Origin of the sequence: Bacillus sp. EKM208B, assembly GCF_011800725.1 — a bacterium.
GTDB classification, from domain to species: Bacteria; Bacillota; Bacilli; order Bacillales; family Bacillaceae; genus Bacillus; species Bacillus velezensis.
The window spans coordinates 175085-195341 of record NZ_JAANHO010000007.1 but is presented as its reverse complement, the minus strand read 5'-3'; the positions used below and the strand labels follow the sequence as shown (position 1 = coordinate 195341).

Annotated in this window: 16 protein-coding genes and 3 pseudogenes; 8 read left to right on the top strand and 11 right to left on the bottom strand. The window is 43.3% G+C overall.

All coding sequences use genetic code 11. The features are described from left to right. Positions 1-69: 69 nt before the first annotated feature. Positions 70-1548 (bottom strand): sodium/proline symporter PutP, encoded by a 1479-nt coding sequence (putP, locus tag G9F75_RS14295; protein ID WP_021495172.1) that lies wholly within the window; start codon positions 1546-1548, stop codon positions 70-72. A gap of 421 nt (positions 1549-1969) precedes the next feature. Here putP and gatC point away from each other — a divergent pair, with 421 nt between their 5' ends. From gatC to gatB, 3 genes are read left to right on the top strand one after another with little or no spacing between them, the layout of a single operon-like run. Further along, a complete protein-coding gene (gene gatC, locus G9F75_RS14290; protein ID WP_003155732.1) occupies positions 1970-2260 on the top strand; it encodes an Asp-tRNA(Asn)/Glu-tRNA(Gln) amidotransferase subunit GatC in 291 nt (96 codons plus the stop codon). Positions 2261-2274: 14 nt separating this feature from the next. After that, positions 2275-3732 carry an Asp-tRNA(Asn)/Glu-tRNA(Gln) amidotransferase subunit GatA gene (gatA, locus tag G9F75_RS14285; RefSeq protein ID WP_007408915.1) on the top strand — a complete coding sequence of 486 codons (1458 nt, stop codon included), beginning with the start codon at positions 2275-2277 and terminating at the stop codon, positions 3730-3732. A 13-nt stretch (positions 3733-3745) separates the two neighbouring features. Further along, the gene (gene gatB, locus G9F75_RS14280; protein WP_003155730.1) at positions 3746-5176 is read left to right on the top strand and encodes an Asp-tRNA(Asn)/Glu-tRNA(Gln) amidotransferase subunit GatB; all 1431 of its coding nucleotides are present in this window, start codon (positions 3746-3748) and stop codon (positions 5174-5176) included. Between the two features lie 63 nt (positions 5177-5239). Here gatB and G9F75_RS14275 read toward each other — a convergent pair whose 3' ends face one another. After that, the gene (locus tag G9F75_RS14275) at positions 5240-6088 is read right to left on the bottom strand and encodes a TetR/AcrR family transcriptional regulator (protein ID WP_021495171.1); all 849 of its coding nucleotides are present in this window, start codon (positions 6086-6088) and stop codon (positions 5240-5242) included. A gap of 128 nt (positions 6089-6216) precedes the next feature. Here G9F75_RS14275 and G9F75_RS14270 point away from each other — a divergent pair, with 128 nt between their 5' ends. The 3 genes from G9F75_RS14270 (at position 6217) to rlmD (ending at position 11957) form a co-directional block, all read left to right on the top strand. Beyond that, positions 6217-9360 (top strand): efflux RND transporter permease subunit, encoded by a 3144-nt coding sequence (locus G9F75_RS14270; RefSeq protein WP_021495170.1) that lies wholly within the window; start codon positions 6217-6219, stop codon positions 9358-9360. Between the two features lie 152 nt (positions 9361-9512). Beyond that, entirely contained in the window at positions 9513-10424 is a 912-nt protein-coding gene (locus G9F75_RS14265) for a diacylglycerol kinase (RefSeq protein WP_014417122.1), read from the top strand. 147 nt (positions 10425-10571) lie between these two features. Next, on the top strand, positions 10572-11957 hold the full coding sequence (gene rlmD / locus G9F75_RS14260; RefSeq protein WP_021495169.1) for a 23S rRNA (uracil(1939)-C(5))-methyltransferase RlmD: 1386 nt from the start codon (positions 10572-10574) through the stop codon (positions 11955-11957). A 155-nt stretch (positions 11958-12112) separates the two neighbouring features. Here rlmD and G9F75_RS14255 read toward each other — a convergent pair whose 3' ends face one another. Further along, positions 12113-12580, bottom strand: coding sequence for a hypothetical protein (locus G9F75_RS14255; RefSeq protein ID WP_021495168.1), 468 nt, complete (start codon positions 12578-12580; stop codon positions 12113-12115). Between the two features lie 351 nt (positions 12581-12931). Between G9F75_RS14255 and G9F75_RS14250 the strand changes: the two genes are divergently transcribed. Beyond that, positions 12932-13885: an ABC transporter ATP-binding protein gene (locus G9F75_RS14250; protein ID WP_014417126.1), complete on the top strand. Its 954-nt coding sequence runs from the start codon at positions 12932-12934 to the stop codon at positions 13883-13885. Next, entirely contained in the window at positions 13886-14761 is an 876-nt protein-coding gene (locus G9F75_RS14245; RefSeq protein WP_103527092.1) for an ABC transporter permease, read from the top strand. 67 nt (positions 14762-14828) lie between these two features. On the opposite strand, the pseudogene G9F75_RS14240 reads toward G9F75_RS14245, so the two are convergent. The 8 genes and pseudogenes from G9F75_RS14240 to G9F75_RS14200 form a co-directional block, all read right to left on the bottom strand. Further along, positions 14829-15088: pseudogene (locus tag G9F75_RS14240) on the bottom strand (TIGR01741 family protein); the annotation flags it as partial. A 91-nt stretch (positions 15089-15179) separates the two neighbouring features. After that, positions 15180-15650: an antitoxin YezG family protein gene (locus G9F75_RS14235; protein WP_021495166.1), complete on the bottom strand. Its 471-nt coding sequence runs from the start codon at positions 15648-15650 to the stop codon at positions 15180-15182. Between the two features lie 24 nt (positions 15651-15674). Then, the gene (locus G9F75_RS14230; RefSeq protein WP_021495165.1) at positions 15675-16145 is read right to left on the bottom strand and encodes an immunity protein YezG family protein; all 471 of its coding nucleotides are present in this window, start codon (positions 16143-16145) and stop codon (positions 15675-15677) included. 33 nt (positions 16146-16178) lie between these two features. After that, the gene (locus G9F75_RS14225; protein WP_031304524.1) at positions 16179-16640 is read right to left on the bottom strand and encodes an antitoxin YezG family protein; all 462 of its coding nucleotides are present in this window, start codon (positions 16638-16640) and stop codon (positions 16179-16181) included. Between the two features lie 16 nt (positions 16641-16656). Next, positions 16657-17143 (bottom strand): annotated as a pseudogene (locus tag G9F75_RS19940) (immunity protein YezG family protein). 173 nt (positions 17144-17316) lie between these two features. Beyond that, positions 17317-17635, bottom strand: a pseudogene (locus G9F75_RS14210) (immunity protein YezG family protein); the annotation flags it as partial. Positions 17636-17889: 254 nt separating this feature from the next. Further along, positions 17890-18096, bottom strand: a complete 207-nt coding sequence (locus G9F75_RS14205) for a bacteriocin immunity protein (RefSeq protein ID WP_014417133.1) — start codon at positions 18094-18096, stop codon at positions 17890-17892. A gap of 22 nt (positions 18097-18118) precedes the next feature. Further along, complete coding sequence (locus G9F75_RS14200; protein ID WP_021495162.1) at positions 18119-19987, bottom strand: T7SS effector LXG polymorphic toxin; 1869 nt, start codon at positions 19985-19987, stop codon at positions 18119-18121. Positions 19988-20257 lie beyond the last annotated feature (270 nt).

Below are 20257 nucleotides of genomic sequence, written 5' to 3'. Positions count from 1 at the left end.
CACAGTATTTATAGCAGGACAAGTGCGGAAGAAAAAAGCCGTCAGGGATAAAATCTGACGGCTTTTTGTCTATTTCTTGTTTTTCAAAAGAGCTTCCATCCGGCTGAACAGCTGATAAGAAGCATCGGCCGGTTTTTTGGTCAGCAGGCTGACGGCAATACCGGCAATCAGACTGAGGAAGAACCCCGGAATGATTTCGTATATGCCGGTTGAAGCGGCAAGCCCTGTCGTGATCCAGATTAAAACGGCCGCGGCCCCGGTAATCATCGCCGCAAGCGCTCCCCATTCATTCATCCGTTTCCAGTACAGACTGAGCAAGAGCGCCGGGCCGATAGCCGAACCGAAGCCTGCCCACGCATATCCGACCAGATCAAGAATGGTGCTGTTCGGATTCATGGAAAGCAGGATGGCGATAACGGCCACGATCAATACCGACAGGCGTCCGGTCATGACCAATTCTTTATCGCTCGCTTCCCGTCTGAAAAAGGCGCGGTATAAATCTTCCGTAATGGCGCTTGCCGTTACGAGAAGCTGTGAGGAAATGGAACTCATGATCGCCGCTAAAATTGCGGACAGCAAGAAGCCCGTAATCAGCGGATGGAACAAGATTTTAGAAAAAATAATGAAAATCGTTTCCGGATCTTTTACGGAGACCCCGAAGTGATGAGAATACGCAACCCCGATAATCCCGGTAAGCAATGAACCGACAACTGAAATAACCATCCAGCTCATCCCGATTCTGCGGGCGGGTTTTAAATCTTTCACTTCTTTAATCGCCATAAATCGTACGATGATATGAGGCTGGCCGTAATAGCCGAGTCCCCATGCCAAATAAGAAATAATGCTAATGACGCTCGCGCCTTTAAAGATATCCAATAGTTTCGGGTTAACGGCGTTGATCGAATCAATCGTCGTTGAAACGCTCCCGAGCTGGGTAAAAGCAACGATCGGCACAAGCACTAATGCCGCAAACATGATCGCTCCCTGTACAAAGTCAGTCAGACTGACAGCGAGGAAACCGCCAAACAGCGTGTAAAGCACAACAACACCGGCCGTTAAAAACAAACCGAATTTGTAGTCGGCGCCGAATGCCGATTCAAATAACCTGCCTCCGGATACCATCCCGGACGATGTGTACAGCGTGAAAAAGATCATAATAATCACGGCGGAAACAATTTTCAGCAATGATGACGAGTGGCGGAACCGTTTATCGAAAAAATCGGGAATCGTAATCGCATCATCCGCAACTTCCGTGTAAGCGCGCAGCCTCGGAGCAAGCAGCAGATAATTTGAATACGCGCCGATCGTCAAACCGAGCGCCAGCCATAAGGTCGATAACCCCGTTGCGAACATTGCGCCGGGAACTCCCATCAGCATCCATGCGCTCATATCGGCCGCACCTGCGGACAGCGCCGTTACGAACGGGCCTAGTCCTCTTCCGCCCAGCATGTAATCATTAATATTCGTTGTCTTCCTGAATGCGTACCAGCCGATTAACAGCATGGCAGCAAAGTAAATGCCAAGAGATATAATTAATTCAATACTCACGTTTTTGGACCCTCTCTTCTTTCATGTAAATGTTGCATCACCTCTGCAGATTAGTAGTGCCGGAATATGCGCCGGCGATCCAGCCTTTAGTCATCATTCCATGCGGATCGCATGATTTAGTGCTGGCTATGGTTACTAAACCTAACAAAGTATCCCCGATCAATCAACTCTCGAAACCTGGCCCGCTCAAGGAAAAAATCCCCGCCAACATAGAACAGCTTAGAGATGAAAACGCTACCAATAAATTATAAAAGTAAAAATTTTCTGACATATAATTCGTTTCTCTTTCTCCCCGATTTAGGATAAAATAGAGAGGGTTTCATCATGCCTCAGAAGGCGGCGTTTTGTTGCTTTAGAGGGCTCATTTTTGATATGATCAGTATTATATGACGAAACGGAGAATTATGCGGAGGTGGATCTTATGTCACGAATTTCTATAGAAGAAGTAAAGCATGTCGCTCATTTGGCGAGACTCGCCATTACGGATGAAGAAGCTGAAATGTTCACAGAACAGCTTGACAGCATCATCTCGTTTGCCGAGGAGCTTAATGAAGTGGACACGGATAACGTGGAACCGACAACACACGTGCTGAAAATGAAAAACGTAATGAGAGAAGATGAAGCGGGTAAAGGCCTTCCGGTCGAGGATGTCATGAAAAATGCTCCCGATCATAAAGACGGCTATGTCCGTGTGCCATCTATTCTGGATTAAAGGAGGGAGACAGTATGTCATTATTTGATCACAAAATCACAGAACTGAAACAAATGATACATAAAAAAGAAATCAAGATTTCCGATCTTGTTGATGAATCTTACAAACGGATCGCATCCGTGGATGATAAGGTGCAGGCGTTTTTACAGCTTGATGAAGAAAGAGCCCGCGCTTACGCGAAAGAACTTGACGAAGCGGTTGACGGACGGTCTGAACACGGTCTTCTCTTCGGAATGCCGATCGGCGTCAAAGACAACATCGTGACCAAAGGGCTTCGCACAACATGCTCAAGCAAAATCCTCGAAAACTTCGATCCGATTTACGATGCGACGGTCGTGGAGCGCCTTCAAGCCGCTGAAGCCGTCACGATCGGAAAGCTGAATATGGACGAGTTCGCGATGGGTTCTTCTACTGAAAACTCCGCGTACAAAGCGACGAAAAACCCTTGGAATCTCGATACGGTTCCCGGCGGATCAAGCGGCGGTTCCGCAGCTGCGGTTGCCGCGGGCGAAGTGCCGTTTTCACTCGGATCTGATACGGGCGGCTCCATCCGCCAGCCGGCTTCTTTCTGCGGCGTCGTCGGATTAAAGCCCACATACGGACGCGTGTCGCGTTACGGTTTGGTCGCTTTTGCGTCTTCACTGGACCAGATCGGGCCGATCACAAGAACCGTAGAAGATAACGCATTCCTGCTTCAGGCGATTTCAGGCCCGGACAAAATGGACTCTACGAGCGCCAATGTCGAAGTGCCGGATTTTCTTTCTTCATTAACTGGCGATATTAAAGGCTTAAAAATCGCCGTACCGAAAGAATATCTCGGAGAAGGCGTCGGCAAAGAAGCGAAAGAATCGGTTTTAGCCGCTTTAAAAGTGCTTGAAGACCTCGGAGCGACATGGGAAGAAGTATCTCTGCCGCACAGCAAATACGCGCTTGCGACGTATTATCTGCTGTCTTCTTCCGAAGCGTCTGCAAACCTTGCGCGCTTTGACGGCATCCGCTACGGCTACCGCTCAGACAATGCGGACAACCTGATCGACCTTTATAAACAGACACGCTCAGAAGGCTTCGGCAATGAAGTGAAGCGCCGCATCATGCTCGGCACCTTCGCGCTCAGCTCCGGCTACTATGACGCGTATTACAAAAAAGCGCAAAAAGTGCGCACGCTTATTAAGAAAGATTTTGAAGACGTATTTGAGAAATACGATGTCATCGTCGGACCGACAACGCCGACACCGGCATTCAAAATCGGCGAAAAAACCAGCGATCCGCTCACAATGTACGCCAACGATATTTTAACGATCCCTGTCAACCTCGCGGGTGTGCCGGGAATCAGCGTGCCGTGCGGATTTGCGGACGGGCTGCCGCTCGGATTGCAAATCATCGGAAAACACTTCGATGAAGGCACTGTATACCGCGTCGCTCATGCTTTTGAGCAGGCAACAGATCATCATAAAGCGAAACCTGAACTGTAAGGGGTGAAATGAAGTGAACTTTGAAACGGTAATCGGACTTGAAGTCCATGTGGAATTAAAAACAAAATCTAAAATTTTCTCAAGCTCACCGACGCCATTCGGCGCGGAAGCGAATACCCAAACGAGCGTCATCGACCTCGGCTATCCCGGCGTGCTGCCCGTTTTGAACAAAGAAGCGGTTGAATTCGCGATGAAAGCCGCAATGGCTTTGAACTGTGAAATCGCAACGGATACGAAGTTTGACCGGAAAAACTATTTCTATCCGGACAACCCGAAGGCATATCAAATTTCTCAATTTGACAAGCCGATCGGCGAAAACGGCTGGATCGAAATCGAAGTCGGCGGAAAAACGAAAAAAATCGGCATTACCCGTCTTCACCTTGAAGAAGATGCGGGAAAACTGACGCATACGGGCGACGGCTATTCCCTCGTTGACTTCAACCGCCAAGGCACGCCGCTTGTCGAGATTGTATCTGAGCCGGATATCCGCACACCGGAGGAAGCTTACGCATATCTCGAAAAGCTGAAATCAATTATCCAATACACAGGCGTTTCCGACTGTAAAATGGAAGAAGGTTCACTGCGTTGTGACGCCAACATTTCCCTTCGTCCGATCGGCCAGGAGAAATTCGGCACAAAAACGGAGCTGAAAAACCTGAACTCCTTCGCATTCGTGCAAAAAGGACTTGAGCATGAAGAAAAACGCCAAGAGCAGGTGCTTCTGTCAGGCGGAGTCATTCAGCAGGAGACGCGCCGCTACGATGAAGCGACGAAAAAAACCATTTTGATGCGTGTCAAAGAAGGTTCGGACGACTATCGTTATTTCCCTGAGCCTGACCTTGTCGAGCTCTACATTGATGACGAATGGAAAGAACGCGTAAGAGCAACCATTCCTGAGCTTCCGGACGAGCGCCGCAAGCGTTATATCGAAGAGCTCGGCCTGCCTGCTTATGACGCAATGGTTCTGACGCTGACGAAAGAAATGGCTGATTTCTTCGAAGAAACGGTCAATAAAGGCGCAGAAGCCAAGCAGGCATCAAACTGGCTGATGGGTGAAGTCTCAGCTTACCTGAACGCCGAACAAAAAGAGCTTGAGGATGTCGCCCTGACTCCTGAAGGCCTTGCCGGCATGATTAAGCTGATTGAAAAAGGAACCATCTCGTCCAAAATCGCGAAGAAAGTCTTTAAAGAATTAATTGAAAAAGGCGGCGACGCAGAAAAAATCGTCAAAGAAAAAGGCCTCGTGCAGATTTCTGACGAAAGCGTGCTTCTGAAGCTGGTAACAGATGCGCTTGACAGCAACCCGCAGTCAATTGAAGACTTCAAAAACGGAAAAGACCGCGCGATCGGCTTCCTTGTCGGGCAGATTATGAAAGCCTCAAAAGGACAGGCCAACCCGCCGATGGTCAACAAGATCTTACTTGAAGAAATCAAAAAACGATAAAAAAAGCAGCCGCCTCTAAGGGCGCTGCTGACACGGAGACCGGTAAGCGCCGGTCTCTTTTTTTTATAAGCTGAAATAGGTTTCAATGGAAGCCCGCAGCGTTTCAATCTGCTCATTTCCGCTGCCTGCCAAGTTGGACAGCATTCCTTTAATAATCGGTTTTCGCGGCTCTTCCTTTGCGCATTCCTCTTCAATGACTTCAAGCGATACGAGGACGTCCTCAGGCAGCCCCTGCTGTGCTTTTATCTTTTGAATATCCGCAAGCAGTCTTTCTCTGTCCGCCGCGGGCTGAGTGAAGATATCCTCAGGCAGCAGCGGATCGGGGTTGTCTTTTATCAGTCCCGTAATCAGATCATCGATTCTGGCAATCAGAAAGGCCGCCACGTTTTCCGTCCGGAATGCCGTATGTTCATTAAAAATCAAGAAATGAATATAGGAGCTCACAATTCCTTGCGCCATAACGGACGCATCCGCTATAAACGGTGTGACGGCATCTCCGTAAACGGAGAGCAACGCATCCCGATACAGCATGTTAAATTGAATATTGGCCTCATGAAAATACTGCTTGACCTTTTGATTTTCAGGAATGACCTTTTCGCTCAGCAAGAGAATGATAAAGTCCTTGTGCTCCATAAATTCCTGGAATTGATAAGCGATTTGTTTTCGAAATACGTCCTTAGGCGGTTTATGCTGATGTTCTGTTTTGATTTTCTTTATTTCTTCCATGGACATGCCGATGTAATACTCACATGCTGACAGCAAAAGGTCTTCTTTTGATTTGAAATGGAGATAGAAGGCTCCTTTTGAAATTCCGCATTCACCGGCGATTTCCTGAATGGTTGTTGAAGAAAACCCTTTTTTGGCAAATAAATGGATGCCTGTTTTTATGATTTTCTCTTTTTTTTCGTTCATGACGTGCTTCCCCTTAATCCTGAAAAATTTAGAAAAATTTACTGCCTTATTAGTTGACGATGTTGAGTTATACCGTTTAGTATTATATAGAATGACCAGTCAGTCAATAAAAATTAACGGAGGACATGATGAACCACATTATTAACTTTGTACTGAAGAACAAATTCGCAGTTTGGCTGATGACGATTATCGTTACTGTAGCAGGGCTGTATGCCGGTATGAATATGAAGCAGGAATCCATACCGGACGTCAACATGCCTTACCTTTCAGTAAATACGACTTATCCCGGAGCTGCTCCGAGTCAAGTTGCGGATGACGTGACAAAACCGATCGAGCAGGCGGTCCAGAATTTAGAAGGAGTGAGCGTCGTAACGTCCACATCTTCTGAAAACGTCTCATCGGTTATGATTGAATATGATTACAGCAAGGATATGGACAAGGCGAAAACCGAAGTCGCTGAAGCGCTGGACAGTGTCAGCCTTCCTGACGACGCGAAAAAACCTGACATTTCCCGTTACAGCCTCAACTCTTTCCCGATTTTGACGCTCAGTGTGACAAGCGGCAAAAGCTCGCTTGAAGACCTGACCAAAAATGTGGAAAACACTCTCGTTCCTAAGCTTGAAGGCATTCAGGGCGTTGCGTCCGTGCAAGTTTCCGGACAGCAGGAAGAGCAGGTGGAGTTCTCTTTCAAAGACAAAAAAATGAAAGAGTACGGACTTGATGAAGATACCGTCAAGAAAGTGATCCAAGGCTCTGACGTCAATACGCCGCTTGGATTGTACACATTCGGCAACAAAGAAAAATCAGTTGTCGTTAACGGAAATATTACGTCAATTAAAGATCTGAAAGATATGAGAATTCCGGTCACATCTTCTTCTGCCGCTCAAGGTCAAGCGGGCGGAGCCGGTGCGGCATCTGCGGCGGACGCTCAGGCTATGCAGCAGGCACAGCAAAGCGCGGCAGCAGGGGTGCCGACAGTCAAGCTTTCTGACATTGCCGACATTAAAGATGTGAAAAAAGCTGAATCCATTTCCCGCACGAACGGAAAGGACAGCATCGGAATTAATATCGTAAAAGCCAATGACGCCAACACGGTAGAAGTGGCCGATGCGATTAAAGATGAACTGAATCAATACAAAAAAGACCACAAAGGGTTCAAGTACAGCTCGACTCTTGATATGGCAGAGCCGATTACAGAGTCGGTGGATACGATGTTAAGCAAAGCGATTTTCGGCGCGATTTTTGCGGTCGTGATCATTCTCTTATTCTTAAGAGATATTAAATCAACGATGATTTCTATCATTTCCATCCCGCTGTCACTGCTGATTGCGCTTCTCGTGCTGAATCAGCTTGATGTCACATTAAACATAATGACGCTCGGTGCGATGACGGTCGCCATCGGACGGGTAGTCGACGACTCGATTGTCGTGATCGAAAACATTTACCGCCGCATGAGGCTGAAAGATGAACCTTTACGCGGGAAGCAATTGGTGCGTGAAGCGACGAAAGAAATGTTTAAACCGATCATGTCATCAACGATCGTAACCATTGCCGTATTCCTGCCGCTTGCCATGGTCGGCGGACAGATCGGCGAACTGTTTATGCCGTTTGCATTAACAATCGTCTTCGCGCTTGCCGCATCACTGTTGATTTCGATCACACTGGTGCCGATGCTTGCGCACAGCTTATTCAAAAAATCGCTCACAGGCGCGCCTGTTAAAGCGAAAGAGCATAAGCCGGGCAGATTGGCCAATTTCTATAAAAAAGTGCTGAATTGGTCATTAAGACATAAATGGATTACATCTATCATCGCGGTTCTGATGCTTGTCGGCAGTTTGTTCCTCGTACCTCTGATCGGCGCGAGCTACCTGCCTGCGCAAGCGGACAAAACGATGCAGCTCACATACACGCCTGAACCGGGCGAAACGAAAAGCGAAGCTGAAAAAGCTGCGCAAAAAGCGGAAGACATGCTGCTTAAACGCAAACATGTCGATACCGTTCAGTATTCATTAGGCTCGCAAAGTCCGCTCGGCGGAAGCTCAAACGGCGCATTGTTCTACGTGAAATACGAGGATGACACGCCTGATTTTGACAAAGAAAAAGACAATGTCTTAAAAGAAATCAAAAAAACATCCAGCCGCGGCGAATGGAAATCACAAAATTTCAGTTCGTCAGGCAACAACAACGAATTAACGTACTATGTGTACGGAGATTCAGAGTCTGATATTAAAGGCACGGTCAAAGACATCGAAAGCATCATGAAAAAGCAGAAAGATCTGAAAGACGTCAACTCAGGCCTTTCCAGCACATATGATGAGTACACGTTCACCGCTGACCAGGAGAAACTCAGCAAGCAGGGCCTGACGGCTTCGCAAATCTCCCAAGCCCTGATGTCCCAAACGTCACAGTCTCCTTTGACAACGGTGAAAAAGGACGGCAAAGAGCTTGACGTCAACATCAAAACAGAAAAAGACCAGTATAAGAGTGTAAAAGAATTAGAGGATAAAACCATCACATCGCCTGCAGGCCAAGAAGTAAAAATCGGCGATGTGGCGAAAGTGAAAAATGGCACGACATCCGATACCATTTCCAAACGCGACGGCAAAGTGTACGCTGACGTAACGGCAACCGTCACTTCTGACAACGTCACGAAGGTGTCATCAGCCGTTCAAAAGAAAGTTGACAAACTGGATAAGCCGGACAATGTATCGATTGATACCGGCGGTGTATCAGCGGATATTGCTGATTCCTTTACGAAACTCGGGTTAGCGATGCTTGCCGCAATCGCCATCGTATACCTCGTTCTTGTGATCACGTTCGGCGGAGCATTAGCGCCGTTTGCGATTCTGTTCTCGCTTCCGTTTACAGTCATCGGCGCATTAGCCGGCCTGTATGTATCCGGAGAGACGATCAGTCTGAATGCCATGATCGGTATGCTGATGCTGATCGGAATCGTCGTCACAAACGCGATTGTCTTAATTGACCGCGTTATCCATAAAGAAGCGGAAGGCTTATCGACGAGAGAAGCGCTCCTGGAAGCCGGCTCTACGAGATTGCGTCCGATTCTGATGACGGCGATCGCGACAATCGGCGCCCTGCTTCCATTGGCATTGGGCTTCGAAGGCGGAAGCCAGGTCATTTCTAAAGGACTCGGTGTCACCGTTATCGGCGGTTTAATCAGTTCAACTCTGCTTACCCTTCTGATTGTGCCGATCGTATATGAAGTATTGGCGAAATTCCGTAAGAAAAAACCTAGAACGGAAGAAGAGTAAGACAGCGGGCCTTGGCTCCTTAAACGGAGCCGGGGCCTTTTTTCTTCTGGGAATTCCTGTACATATTGTTGCGATTTTCTCAAGTCATAGTATAATTAAAGGTTGTTAGTGTTAATAATGGATCGGATACTCTTAAGTAGGATGATGAGATAATGAAACGTGCACGCATAATATACAATCCGACTTCAGGACGGGAGCTTTTTAAGAAAAATCTTGCCCAGGTCCTGCAAAAATTTGAACAAGCCGGTTATGAAACCTCCACCCATGCCACCACATGCGCGGGGGATGCCACCCACGCCGCAAAAGAAGCCGCTTTGCGGGAGTTTGACCTGATTATCGCTGCCGGCGGAGACGGAACGATTAATGAAGTCGTCAACGGCCTTGCGCCGTTAGACACACGCCCGACACTCGGCATCATTCCGGTCGGCACGACAAATGACTTCGCCAGAGCGCTGGGCATTCCGAGAGAGAATATACTGAATGCCGCCGATACCGTCATTAACGGCGTAGCCCGCCCGATCGACATCGGACAGGTGAACGGTCAGTATTTTATCAACATCGCCGGCGGAGGCCGTCTGACGGAGCTGACGTATGATGTGCCAAGCAAACTGAAAACGATGCTCGGCCAGCTTGCTTATTATTTAAAGGGAATGGAAATGCTGCCTTCACTTCGACCGACAGAAGTCGAGATTGAATATGACGGCAAGCTGTTTCAAGGGGAAATTATGCTGTTTTTAGTGACGCTGACCAACTCGGTCGGCGGATTCGAGAAACTGGCCCCTGATTCCAGCCTGAATGACGGCATGTTTGATTTGATTATTTTGAAAAAAGCCAATCTCGCGGAGTTTATCAGAGTCGCGAGCATGGCGCTCAGAGGCGATCATATTAACGATCAGCACATTATTTACACAAAAGCGAACCGCGTGAAAGTTAACGTATCAGAAAAGATGCAGCTGAACCTGGACGGCGAATACGGCGGCATGCTGCCGGGCGAATTCGTGAACCTGTACCGGCATATTCACGTCATCATGCCGAAGGAGAAAGCGGAACAGCTGGATGATTAATACGCGGACAAAATCCTAAAACAGTATTCGTTTTAGGATTTTGTCATCTTTTCAGCGTGATCGGAAACCTTTGAAGGCTGACATTGAATTTGAAGGTTTGCCAGCACGCTGAAACAAGGTTATTGGTAAAACTAGAGGTGATTATAGATGAAAATGAAACCCCCGATAGAAAAAAATGAATACTATGATGTGACATTTGAGGATTTGACGCACGAAGGAGCGGGCGTCGCAAAGGTTCAGGGCTTTCCGATCTTCGTGCCGAACGCCCTGCCTGAGGAAAAAGCGCAAATCAAAGTGACACGCGTCAAAAAAGGCTTCGCTTTCGGCCGTTTGATCGAGCTGAAGGAAGAAAGCCCGCACAGAACGGATGCCCCGTGCCCAATCTACAAACAATGCGGCGGCTGCCAGCTTCAGCACATGACCTATGAAGGCCAGCTTTTGTTTAAACAGAAACAAGTCAAAGACGTCTTAGAACGGATCGGCAAGCTGGACCTCTCAAAAGTCACCGTGCACCCGACGCTCGGCATGGAAGACCCGTGGAACTACAGAAACAAAGCGCAGGTGCCGGTAGGAGAAAGAGAAGGCGGACTCGTCGCCGGATTTTATCAGCAAAGAAGCCATGACATCATCGACATGAGCGCCTGCCTGATCCAGCAATCCAAAAATGACGAAGCCGTCCAAGCCGTCAAAGACATCTGCGCAGCATACGGTGTCAAAGCCTATAACGAAGAACGCCACAAAGGCTGGCTCCGCCACATTATGGTCAGATACGGCGTCGTCACGGGCGAAATGATGATCGTCTTCATCACAAGAACAAGCGATTTTCCGCACAAAGCGAAAATCATCGAAGACATCACAGCGCAATTCCCGCACGTCAAATCCATCGTGCAAAACATCAATCCAAACAAAACAAACGTCATCTTTGGGAACGAAACAAACGTCATCTGGGGCGAAGAATACATCTACGACCTCATCGGAGACGTCAAATTCGCCATCTCCGCCAGATCGTTCTATCAGGTCAACCCGGAACAGACAAAAGTGCTCTACGACAAAGCGCTTGAGTACGCGGAGCTGCAAGGGGAAGAAACCGTCATCGACGCCTACTGCGGCATCGGAACCATTTCTCTCTTCTTAGCGAAGCAGGCGAAGAAAGTATACGGCGTCGAAATCGTGCCGGAAGCCATCGAGGATGCAAAACGCAACGCTGAGCTGAACGGCATCACAAACGCGGAATTCACAGTCGGAGAAGCGGAAACAGTCATTCCAAAATGGTATGAAGAAGGCATCACGGCCGACACCCTCGTCGTGGACCCGCCAAGAAAAGGCTGTGACGAAGCCCTCCTGCGGACAATCATCGACATGAAACCGAAGCGGGTGGTGTACGTATCCTGCAATCCAGGAACGCTTGCAAGAGACCTGCGGGTGCTTGAGGATGGCGGGTATCAGACGCGAGAAGTGCAGCCAGTGGATATGTTCCCGCATACGAATCATGTGGAGTGTGTGGCTGTGCTGGAATTAAGAGAAGGCAACTAACCCTTAGGGATGGTTGCCTTTTTTTAATCCAAATTTTTTTGCATTCAGGACGAACTCTTGACATGAGAAGAGTACCAGAAGATGTTTGGTTAACGCCTATAATATAGCTTTCTATACATTTCTTTATTAATATTCACTCTAGAGGGGCAGCTTTTTTAATACACTTTCATATCTTGTTTTTTCTCCTTACTAATCATTACTTTTTCTAAATAACTCTTAAGAAATACATTATCTATCCTATCTGGAATGTAACCCAGACGTTTATTTAATATATTCTCTATGATATACATTTTCTTTGTGTAATATTGGTAATTCTCCGTTGCGATTTGAACACTTTCTGATTCATTTCCTTTTTCTGATTCAAGTCGAGATTTATATAGCTGATCATACTTCTGTTTGCGTATTTTTCTTGAGAGCCGCAGTAAATGAAATAATTCAATTGTTGGCAGAGTCATTAGTTCTGGTGTAGACTTATCCAAATCTAATTCAAAAGTATGCTCACGATATTTTATGATTTCACGTTTGCCATCTCTCTGAACATTATGTATGTACATTAAGCAAAAACTACAGTAATACTGATTATTCTTTTGAATTGAAGTTGCACAATAAGGGCATGTTTCCATTACGTTCTCCTTTCTGAATGTTCTAAGATAATATGTATTTCGGTTACAAACAGGAATTTTAAATAGTATTAGAGATTCTTAACCAATAAAAACCCTTTTTATGATAAAGGGTTTATTGATTACAGCATGTATAAATTTCATGCAAAATCAATAGTGATCCCCAATATAGAAAATCCACCGATCCTAAACCCAATAACAAAACGCGAGAATAATAAATTATATCGTTATAATAAAGATAATTATTTTTAAAAAGATAATAAAGTTGGATAAAAATGAGGAAAATCCTGGCGGGAATGACGATATAAAGTTAGTGAACAACGGTATAGAATCTTACTTTTCGAGGTGAACAGAATGGGAGAAGAACAAGACATTATTACAGTAACGGATCTTCGTAAAAAATATGGATCATTTGAAGCAGTGAAAGGGGTATCCTTTTCTGTCAAACGCGGCGAGCTGTTTGCATTTCTGGGAACGAACGGTGCAGGGAAATCGACCACTATCGATATTCTCTGTACGCTGATTAAAAAGACATCCGGAAAAGTGGTAATAGACGGTTATACGCTGGGTGAAGGAAAAGAGAATAATCATATCCGCAAAAAGATCGGAGTTGTTTTCCAAGAGAGCATTTTGGATGAACGATTGACCGTTTATGAAAATATCATGAACCGCGGACAATATTATCATTTAAGCAAGGCACAAGTGCAAGAGAACTATCAGTTTGTAACAGACTATTTAAAATTGGATGATATTAAGGAGAAAAAATACAGCGATTTGTCAGGCGGACAAAGAAGAAGAGCGGATATTGCCCGTGCCATCATCCATAAACCGACTATATTATTTTTAGATGAGCCTACTACAGGTCTTGATCCGCAAACGAGAGTATTTGTTTGGAATGCGATTAAAAGGCTGCAGGAAGAAACAAACATGACGATCTTTTTAACGACCCATTACATGGAGGAGGCCGCTGTGGCTGATAACGTTGTGGTCATCAAAGAAGGACGTCTGATCGCAGAGGGTACACCGAGTCAGCTGAAAGATCAATATGCGTTTGACAGTCTGCATATGATGTTTAAGCAAGGCGTTGATCCGACGGCATGGTTTGAAAATAAACAACTGGATTTTACGGTTAAAAACTCTATTTATTCTCTTCGTGTAGAGTCCACTCTCCATGCGCTGGACATTTTGAAAGGTCTTGAAGGAAAAATTGAATCTTTCGAGGTGATTAAAGGGAATATGGATGATGTGTTTATCCATATTATCGAGGAACAAGGAAGCAGTTTGCCAGTAAAGGGGAGCATTGCATAAATGAAGTCTTTATCCAGTTTAATCAGCAGAAATATAAAAATATACTTCCGTGATCGAACGCTTTTGCTTCTTTCTTTGCTGTCAGTATTTATCGTCATTCTGTTATATGCCGTGTTCTTACAGCAGACACAGCTGGACGCCATTAAGGCCTTGGTCGGTTCGACAGATGATTCCAAAGCAATGGTGAACGAATGGATGGTGGCGGGATTGCTGTCCATTACAGCTGTGACAACGACTTTAGGCGCTTTCGGAATTATGGTGAAAGATAAAGAAAGTAAGAGAACGTATGACTTTTTAACAGCTCCTTTATCAAGGGCGACCATCCAATTGAGCTATGTCATTCATTCATTTGTCATCGGCTTGATCTTTTCTTTCATCGCCTTTTTAGGCTGTGAAATTTTTCTCATTTCAACAGGCAGCAAGCTTTTAAGCGGTACAGATATACTTGAAGTATTGGGGATCATTATTCTTTCAGTTGCACTGTCAAGTTCCATAAATTTATTTTTAACGCTGTTTATTCACACACAAAATGCATTTTCGACGTTAAGTACGATTGTCGGAACAGCCATCGGTTTTTTATGCGGAGTATATGTGCCGATCGGCGGCGTACCGGTGTTTGTGCAGAAGATTATTATGTATTTCCCTATCAGCCACACCGCTGTTCTGTTCAGAAAAGCGTTTATGACAGACTCAGTTGATAAAGTATTTAAACATGCTTCCACAACCCAAATACAGGAATATGAAAAGCATTACGGGATCGTCTACAAGTTAAACGGCCATTTTATCAGTACGGCTGCGAGCTTGTGGGTCATTGTCATTACAGCCATCATATTTACCGTCATATCTATTTTCATATTTAAAAAACAAAATAAATGACTTCTTCAGACGATACATAACGATGTAACAGGCAGCATCCGTTTACTGGATGCTGCCTGTTTTGTTTATCATTATTCTTTTTGTTCTCAATTCTTAATTCCTCAAAGAGTTCTCGGATTTCTCTTGAAAAAGTTTTGAAGATATCTTTACTTACACTGTATCGGACTGGTATATTTTGTGAATAAATCAGTTGACATTTGGTGTCTTGAAGTGATAGAGAACCATGGTAGAGTCATCTAATACTTCTGCATAAAGATATATTTTTGTCCATTCACAATGTATGATGTCATTTAATTTTTCACCAATAATGTGGTGCAAATCTTGCATTTGCTTAGTTTCCAACTTTTTCACCTTCAATTGTCGAGAAATCCTAGTTATAAAAAATAGCCCAGCAGGGAACTGCTGAGCCATTATTGATTTATAGACCGAAGTAGCTTATTACAAATTCTTTGTCGTCCTCATCTTCAGGCAAAATCCCCAAGTTTTGATATTCCCATACCACTTGCCGTTGTGTTCCGTTTAAGTCTGAGGCGATGACATCGGTGTAATCGTAGTCAATTGAGAATTTACCGCTTCGTTCGAGATGTAAAGTGAGGTTTGTCCATAAGTCTTCATTGTTTGTTTTAAATTCATCCCGTAACTCTTCAAGGTAATCATGCAACTCATATAGAAGTTCGTCATATATATCTTCATCAACATTAAAATGTTCAGGAATATCGTGTGAATATATATATTCCTGATTTTGTGGAGTAGTAAAGAAGAAGTAAACTTCTGAAGAATCATCTAAAATTTCGGCATAAAGAGCAACCTTCTCCCACTCAGACGGAATGATTTCATTTATTTGCTCAGCGATTTTTTGATATAGTTCGCCCATTTTTTCAGTTTCCACAATATCAGAATCCTTTTTAATTTTTTATATGTTTAGATACTCTTCTATGAATTTTCTATCTTCCTCATCAGCTGGCAGTATGCCGAGATTTTGATATTTCCAAACATCTCGTCTTTGAAGGTCATCAAGTTCAGAGGATAAAACATCATCATAATTATAATCAATTGAAAACTTTCCGGTGTTTTCTAATTTTAAAGTGAGATTTGTCCAAATATCTTGATTGCCTAGTTTAAATTCTTCTTTTAGTTCTTCAAAAAGCTCTTGAAGTTCAATTAGCAGTTGATCGTAAATCTCTTCGCTCACATCAAAATGTTCAGGTATATTATGAGAAAATAAATAATCACTGTTATTTGGTGTTGTAAAATAAAAGTATATATCCGCCGAGTTATCGAGTATTTCAGCATATAAAGCGATCTGTTCCCATTGAGATGGAATCATTTCATTTAGATGTTCAGCAATCTTTTGATATAGTTCACCCATTTTTTGAGTTTCCATTGATGATCCTCTACCTTTGAATTGTTGAAGCCATTATTTAATATTTAGATAATCCTTAACAAATTCTTTGTCCTCTTCATCTTCAGGGTAAATACCCAAGTTATTGTACTCCCAAATCATTTGTCTTTCGTATTCGTCCAAACTAGATTCAATAACATCTTCATAATCATAATCAATTGAGAACGTTCCATTGCTTTCAAGATTCAGTGTCAAATTTGTCCATGCTTCGGGATTATTTTCTTTAAATTCATTGTGTAACTGTTTAAATAACTCTTGAAGATCTAATAATAGTTCTGTATAAATTTTTTTACTAACTTGAAATTGTTCTGGAATGTCGTGAGAGTATATATATTCATCGTTTTCTGGTGTTTGAAAGAAAAAATACACTTCTCTGGAGCCGTCTAATATTTCTGCATAAAGAACAACTTTGCTCCATTCGGAAGGAATTATTTTTCCTATGGCATCAGTTATTTTTAGATAAGCTTTTCCTAACATCATTATCCCAACTTTATTAAATTGGATTTTCAGGATATTCTTCTGAATATTTTTTGTTAATTTTTGTAATGATGGATCCTTAGGTTCTTCTCCTAAATTTTTAAATTTCCAGATGATAAGCTGATCACTGAAACTATAATCTGTCTTAAACCAATCTGTATAATCAAAGTTGACAGTTAATTTTCCTGATTTCTCTAGGCTAAGAGTGAAGGAATAAAATAATTCTTGATCATGATCTCTGAAAACATCTCTCATTTTTCGCTTAGTTTAAATAATTCCATCTCATACTGATCGAATTCATTTTCGTCAATATCAAATTCAAACGGAATTTCAAGACTGTACTTAAAATGATTAGGTTCATTTTGAGAATTATAAAAAAAGTAAGTGCCTCCGCCTGTCTCTGAAACCTGAGCATAGAACAAAAATTTCTCCCATGGTTCAGGTATCATTTCGTTAACGGTTTCAGCTATGCTTCTATATAATGCATTTAATTCATTTTCCAACAGAATCTGCCTCCAGCATTATAATTGGTAATTTGTAAGGATCATTTGTATCAACCAAACCCCCCAATAAAGGAGGGGGAATTTTAATTTTGAGAATTTAGATACTGTTCTAAAAAAGATTTTAAAGGTTTACTCTTAGGATAAATTCCTACATTTTTATAAGTCCAGATTGTTTGTCTTTGAGAGATGGTATATGGAGATTGAATAACGTCTTCATAATTATAATCTATCGAAAATTCTCCGCTTATCCCCAGATTAAGTGTTAAATTAGTCCATATTTTCTTTAAATTCATCTCGTAATTCCTCGAATAAGTCCTGCAAGTCAAATAACAGCTCCTCATAAATCTCCTCACTGACATGATAGTGTTCAGGGATATTATGAGAATATATAAAATCTTCACTATGTGGAGTATTGAAATAAAAGAAAACCTCAGATGAATCGTCAAGTATTTCCGCATAAAGAATAACTCTTTCCCATTCTGCTGGAATCATTTCATTAATTTGTTCTACTATTTTTTGACATAATAAATCCATTTTTTGAGTCTCCATAAAATCATCTCCAGAAACAAAAATAGCCCAGTAGAGAAGAGCTATTTTTGTTTTGTAGATTCCAATACCAATAGACGGTGGGGGTACTATTTAAGTCCATCGGTGTAAATTATATGAGAACTTTAAAATTTCACCATTAGAGTCCTAATTGGACAAAACATCTTGATTGTTATTGAAGGTTACGGGCTATAGTGTGATTACTCTTCTTTATAGTTTAGAGCAATCTCCACAATTTGCTCAGCTGTGTATTCTTCATCGCTCCAAAAAATTAAATCACTTGGTGCAGGATGAGGGACATTTTCTTCTAATAAATCGATGTATTTACCAATAACCTCATCTTCTAATTCAGGATTCATAATTTTTTTCACCAATGAGACTAATTCTTCTTTTGACATTTTATTCAAGACTAATTCTTCCTTTCTACATTTAATTTTTACTTCCTTTTTTTCCGAAATGATAAGCCGGATCTAGTATCTCTTGATGCATTTTGGGAGAAGTAATAATTAGGTTATCTAAATTATACACATCCCCACCTTTATCAATAGGTTGTTTATGGTGTAAAATATATGACTTATGTTTACCGTAATGCTCTTTTTTAGGCGCGATAGGGGAATTCCCGTTTTTCATTCTTGCTATGTTATTTTTATTAAATTCATTTGCATATTCAGTGTTTGCTATTGATTTCCAGAATTCTTTTCTGAACTCATCAAATGATTTGAACTCCTTTCCAAGGAGCTGTTTACGTACTTCTTGAGGGATAACCCCTAATTTACCATTATTGTACATTAGTCTTTCTTGAAGCTGAAGCCCTCTGCTTGGAATTGCTTTACCAGTTGCAACACCTGGAATGTTTCTTTTGGTGAACAGGATGCTAGATTCTTTAGTTTCTTCTATAATTTTCTTTAACAAAGGAGTATTCTTCACATTGTGAGTATTTTCAATATTCTGTGCTATTCCGGCAAGCGCGGGTTCGTACTTGTTTTTCGAAACGGAATTAATATAGTCATTTCCTTTTTCAATCCCGGTTTTTACATGTTTTGCAGCCGCTTTTTCTCCGGCTTCCAAGACGTTATCCACTTTGGCGGCACCTGTTTTGGCGAGCTTGCTTGATACTTTTACAGCTGAGCCGGAACCTTTGAGCCCGACAATGCTCCCGATGGCGTAGGTGATGTAATGTGATCTTGAATACGCATCCCCGTTAACCATTTTATCATTCCATGAATCCGCCAGGTTTGTCCATATGATTTTTGCGTAAGAGGGCGTGTTCAATACGCCGGATATGGTTTTAGCGACTTTTTGTTCATCAGAGAGATGGTAAAAATCCCATGCGCCGACAGCCAGATCTTTGACGCCGGTTATTGTGTCTTTCCCGACATCATAAAGGCCGACGCCTATTCCTTTGACGATATCCCAAGCCGTTTCTCCGACTTCTTCGAGCTGTTTTGCTTGTTCGAGCTGCATCACATATTGCACCTGAGCGGGTTCAAGGTTTTCATAGCCGATTTTCTTCGCGATTTCCAAATACTCATCCGGATCGGTGACACCATCAGCAAGCTTTTTCTTCAGATCCTTGATTTCCCGCTCTTTCGCTTCTTCCTTCTTCATCGTCAAATAAGCATCCGAATGTCTTGCAATCTCGCCTTTCTTCTTATGGATGTCGCTTTCTCGATACGCTTTGGCGTTGTAGTGAAGCGGCGTGGCGCTTTTTCCTTTGCCCGTGGCGTTTTGGAGCTGCTGAAAGTCGGCTTGGAGGAACTGTTCGTTTGCTTCGGTTTCTGCGTATTCTTTCGTTAGATCGTGATCAAGTTTGCCGAGTTTATGTATCGTTTCGCTTCTTTTTTTGTCAGCTGAAGAAAGCTTCTGATCTGTGCTTTCGGTTGAAAACAGATCAAGCGAGATGATGTCTTCGATCTCTCCGAGGATGGAGCGCATGTCCTTTTTCTGCTCTTCCATAATCGCCTTTGATTTACTGAGGGCGTGGGTGAGCTCATGCTCCAGAAATGATTCCTCCACATGCGAATTGGAAAGTCCGGCGTCTTCGACCTTGCCGGGAAGGCTTGTGAGGAATGCGATTTTCATATCGATCAGATCAAGCCAGCTGTCTGTGACGCCGGCGTGGTCCTTGAAAAAAGCTTTGATGTTATTTGCGCCCCGGCCTGAGAAATCATTGTCACCAAGGTCAGCCATACCTTGAAACGCTTTTTTCAGATTAACCATCTGGCCGCGCAGTTTTTTGTATTCACCCGCGCGCTGTTTGGCAGCGGCGAGGAGGCTGTTTGCTTCGAAAACTTTCATGACCATATCCTTTCTTTTGTTCGATATCAAAATTTTACCACGTGAGTCGGGATATACAGTGTAGGAAATAGGTAATAAGAATAAAATGAATCTTTTGGCTTGCGACTTCCTTCCTGTATGAAGGGAGGCTTTTTATGTTTTGTACAATAACCTTCAAATTCGGCTTACTGCGCTCCGGTGATTTTAAGCGTGCCTGTTTTTTCTAATGTCTTACACTCGAAACAACCCAACCGCTGAGGTATAATAGAAGCAGAGTATTTATCATACAGA

Excerpts from the sequence above, each read along its gene's own strand:
- G9F75_RS14275 (WP_021495171.1), bottom strand. The coding sequence starts at position 6,088 with ATGAACGAAAAAAAAGAGAAAATCATAAAAACAGGCATCCATTTATTT.
- G9F75_RS14270 (WP_021495170.1), top strand. The coding sequence starts at position 6,217 with ATGAACCACATTATTAACTTTGTACTGAAGAACAAATTCGCAGTTTGG.
- G9F75_RS14250 (WP_014417126.1), top strand. The coding sequence starts at position 12,932 with ATGGGAGAAGAACAAGACATTATTACAGTAACGGATCTTCGTAAAAAA.
- gatA (WP_007408915.1), top strand. The coding sequence starts at position 2,275 with ATGTCATTATTTGATCACAAAATCACAGAACTGAAACAAATGATACAT.
- rlmD (WP_021495169.1), top strand. The coding sequence starts at position 10,572 with ATGAAAATGAAACCCCCGATAGAAAAAAATGAATACTATGATGTGACA.
- G9F75_RS14200 (WP_021495162.1), bottom strand. The coding sequence starts at position 19,987 with ATGAAAGTTTTCGAAGCAAACAGCCTCCTCGCCGCTGCCAAACAGCGC.
- gatC (WP_003155732.1), top strand. The coding sequence starts at position 1,970 with ATGTCACGAATTTCTATAGAAGAAGTAAAGCATGTCGCTCATTTGGCG.
- G9F75_RS14245 (WP_103527092.1), top strand. The coding sequence starts at position 13,886 with ATGAAGTCTTTATCCAGTTTAATCAGCAGAAATATAAAAATATACTTC.
- G9F75_RS14230 (WP_021495165.1), bottom strand. The coding sequence starts at position 16,145 with ATGGAAACTCAAAAAATGGGTGAACTATATCAAAAGATTGCTGAACAT.
- G9F75_RS14225 (WP_031304524.1), bottom strand. The coding sequence starts at position 16,640 with ATGTTAGGAAAAGCTTATCTAAAAATAACTGATGCCATAGGAAAAATA.
- G9F75_RS14265 (WP_014417122.1), top strand. The coding sequence starts at position 9,513 with ATGAAACGTGCACGCATAATATACAATCCGACTTCAGGACGGGAGCTT.
- G9F75_RS14255 (WP_021495168.1), bottom strand. The coding sequence starts at position 12,580 with ATGGAAACATGCCCTTATTGTGCAACTTCAATTCAAAAGAATAATCAG.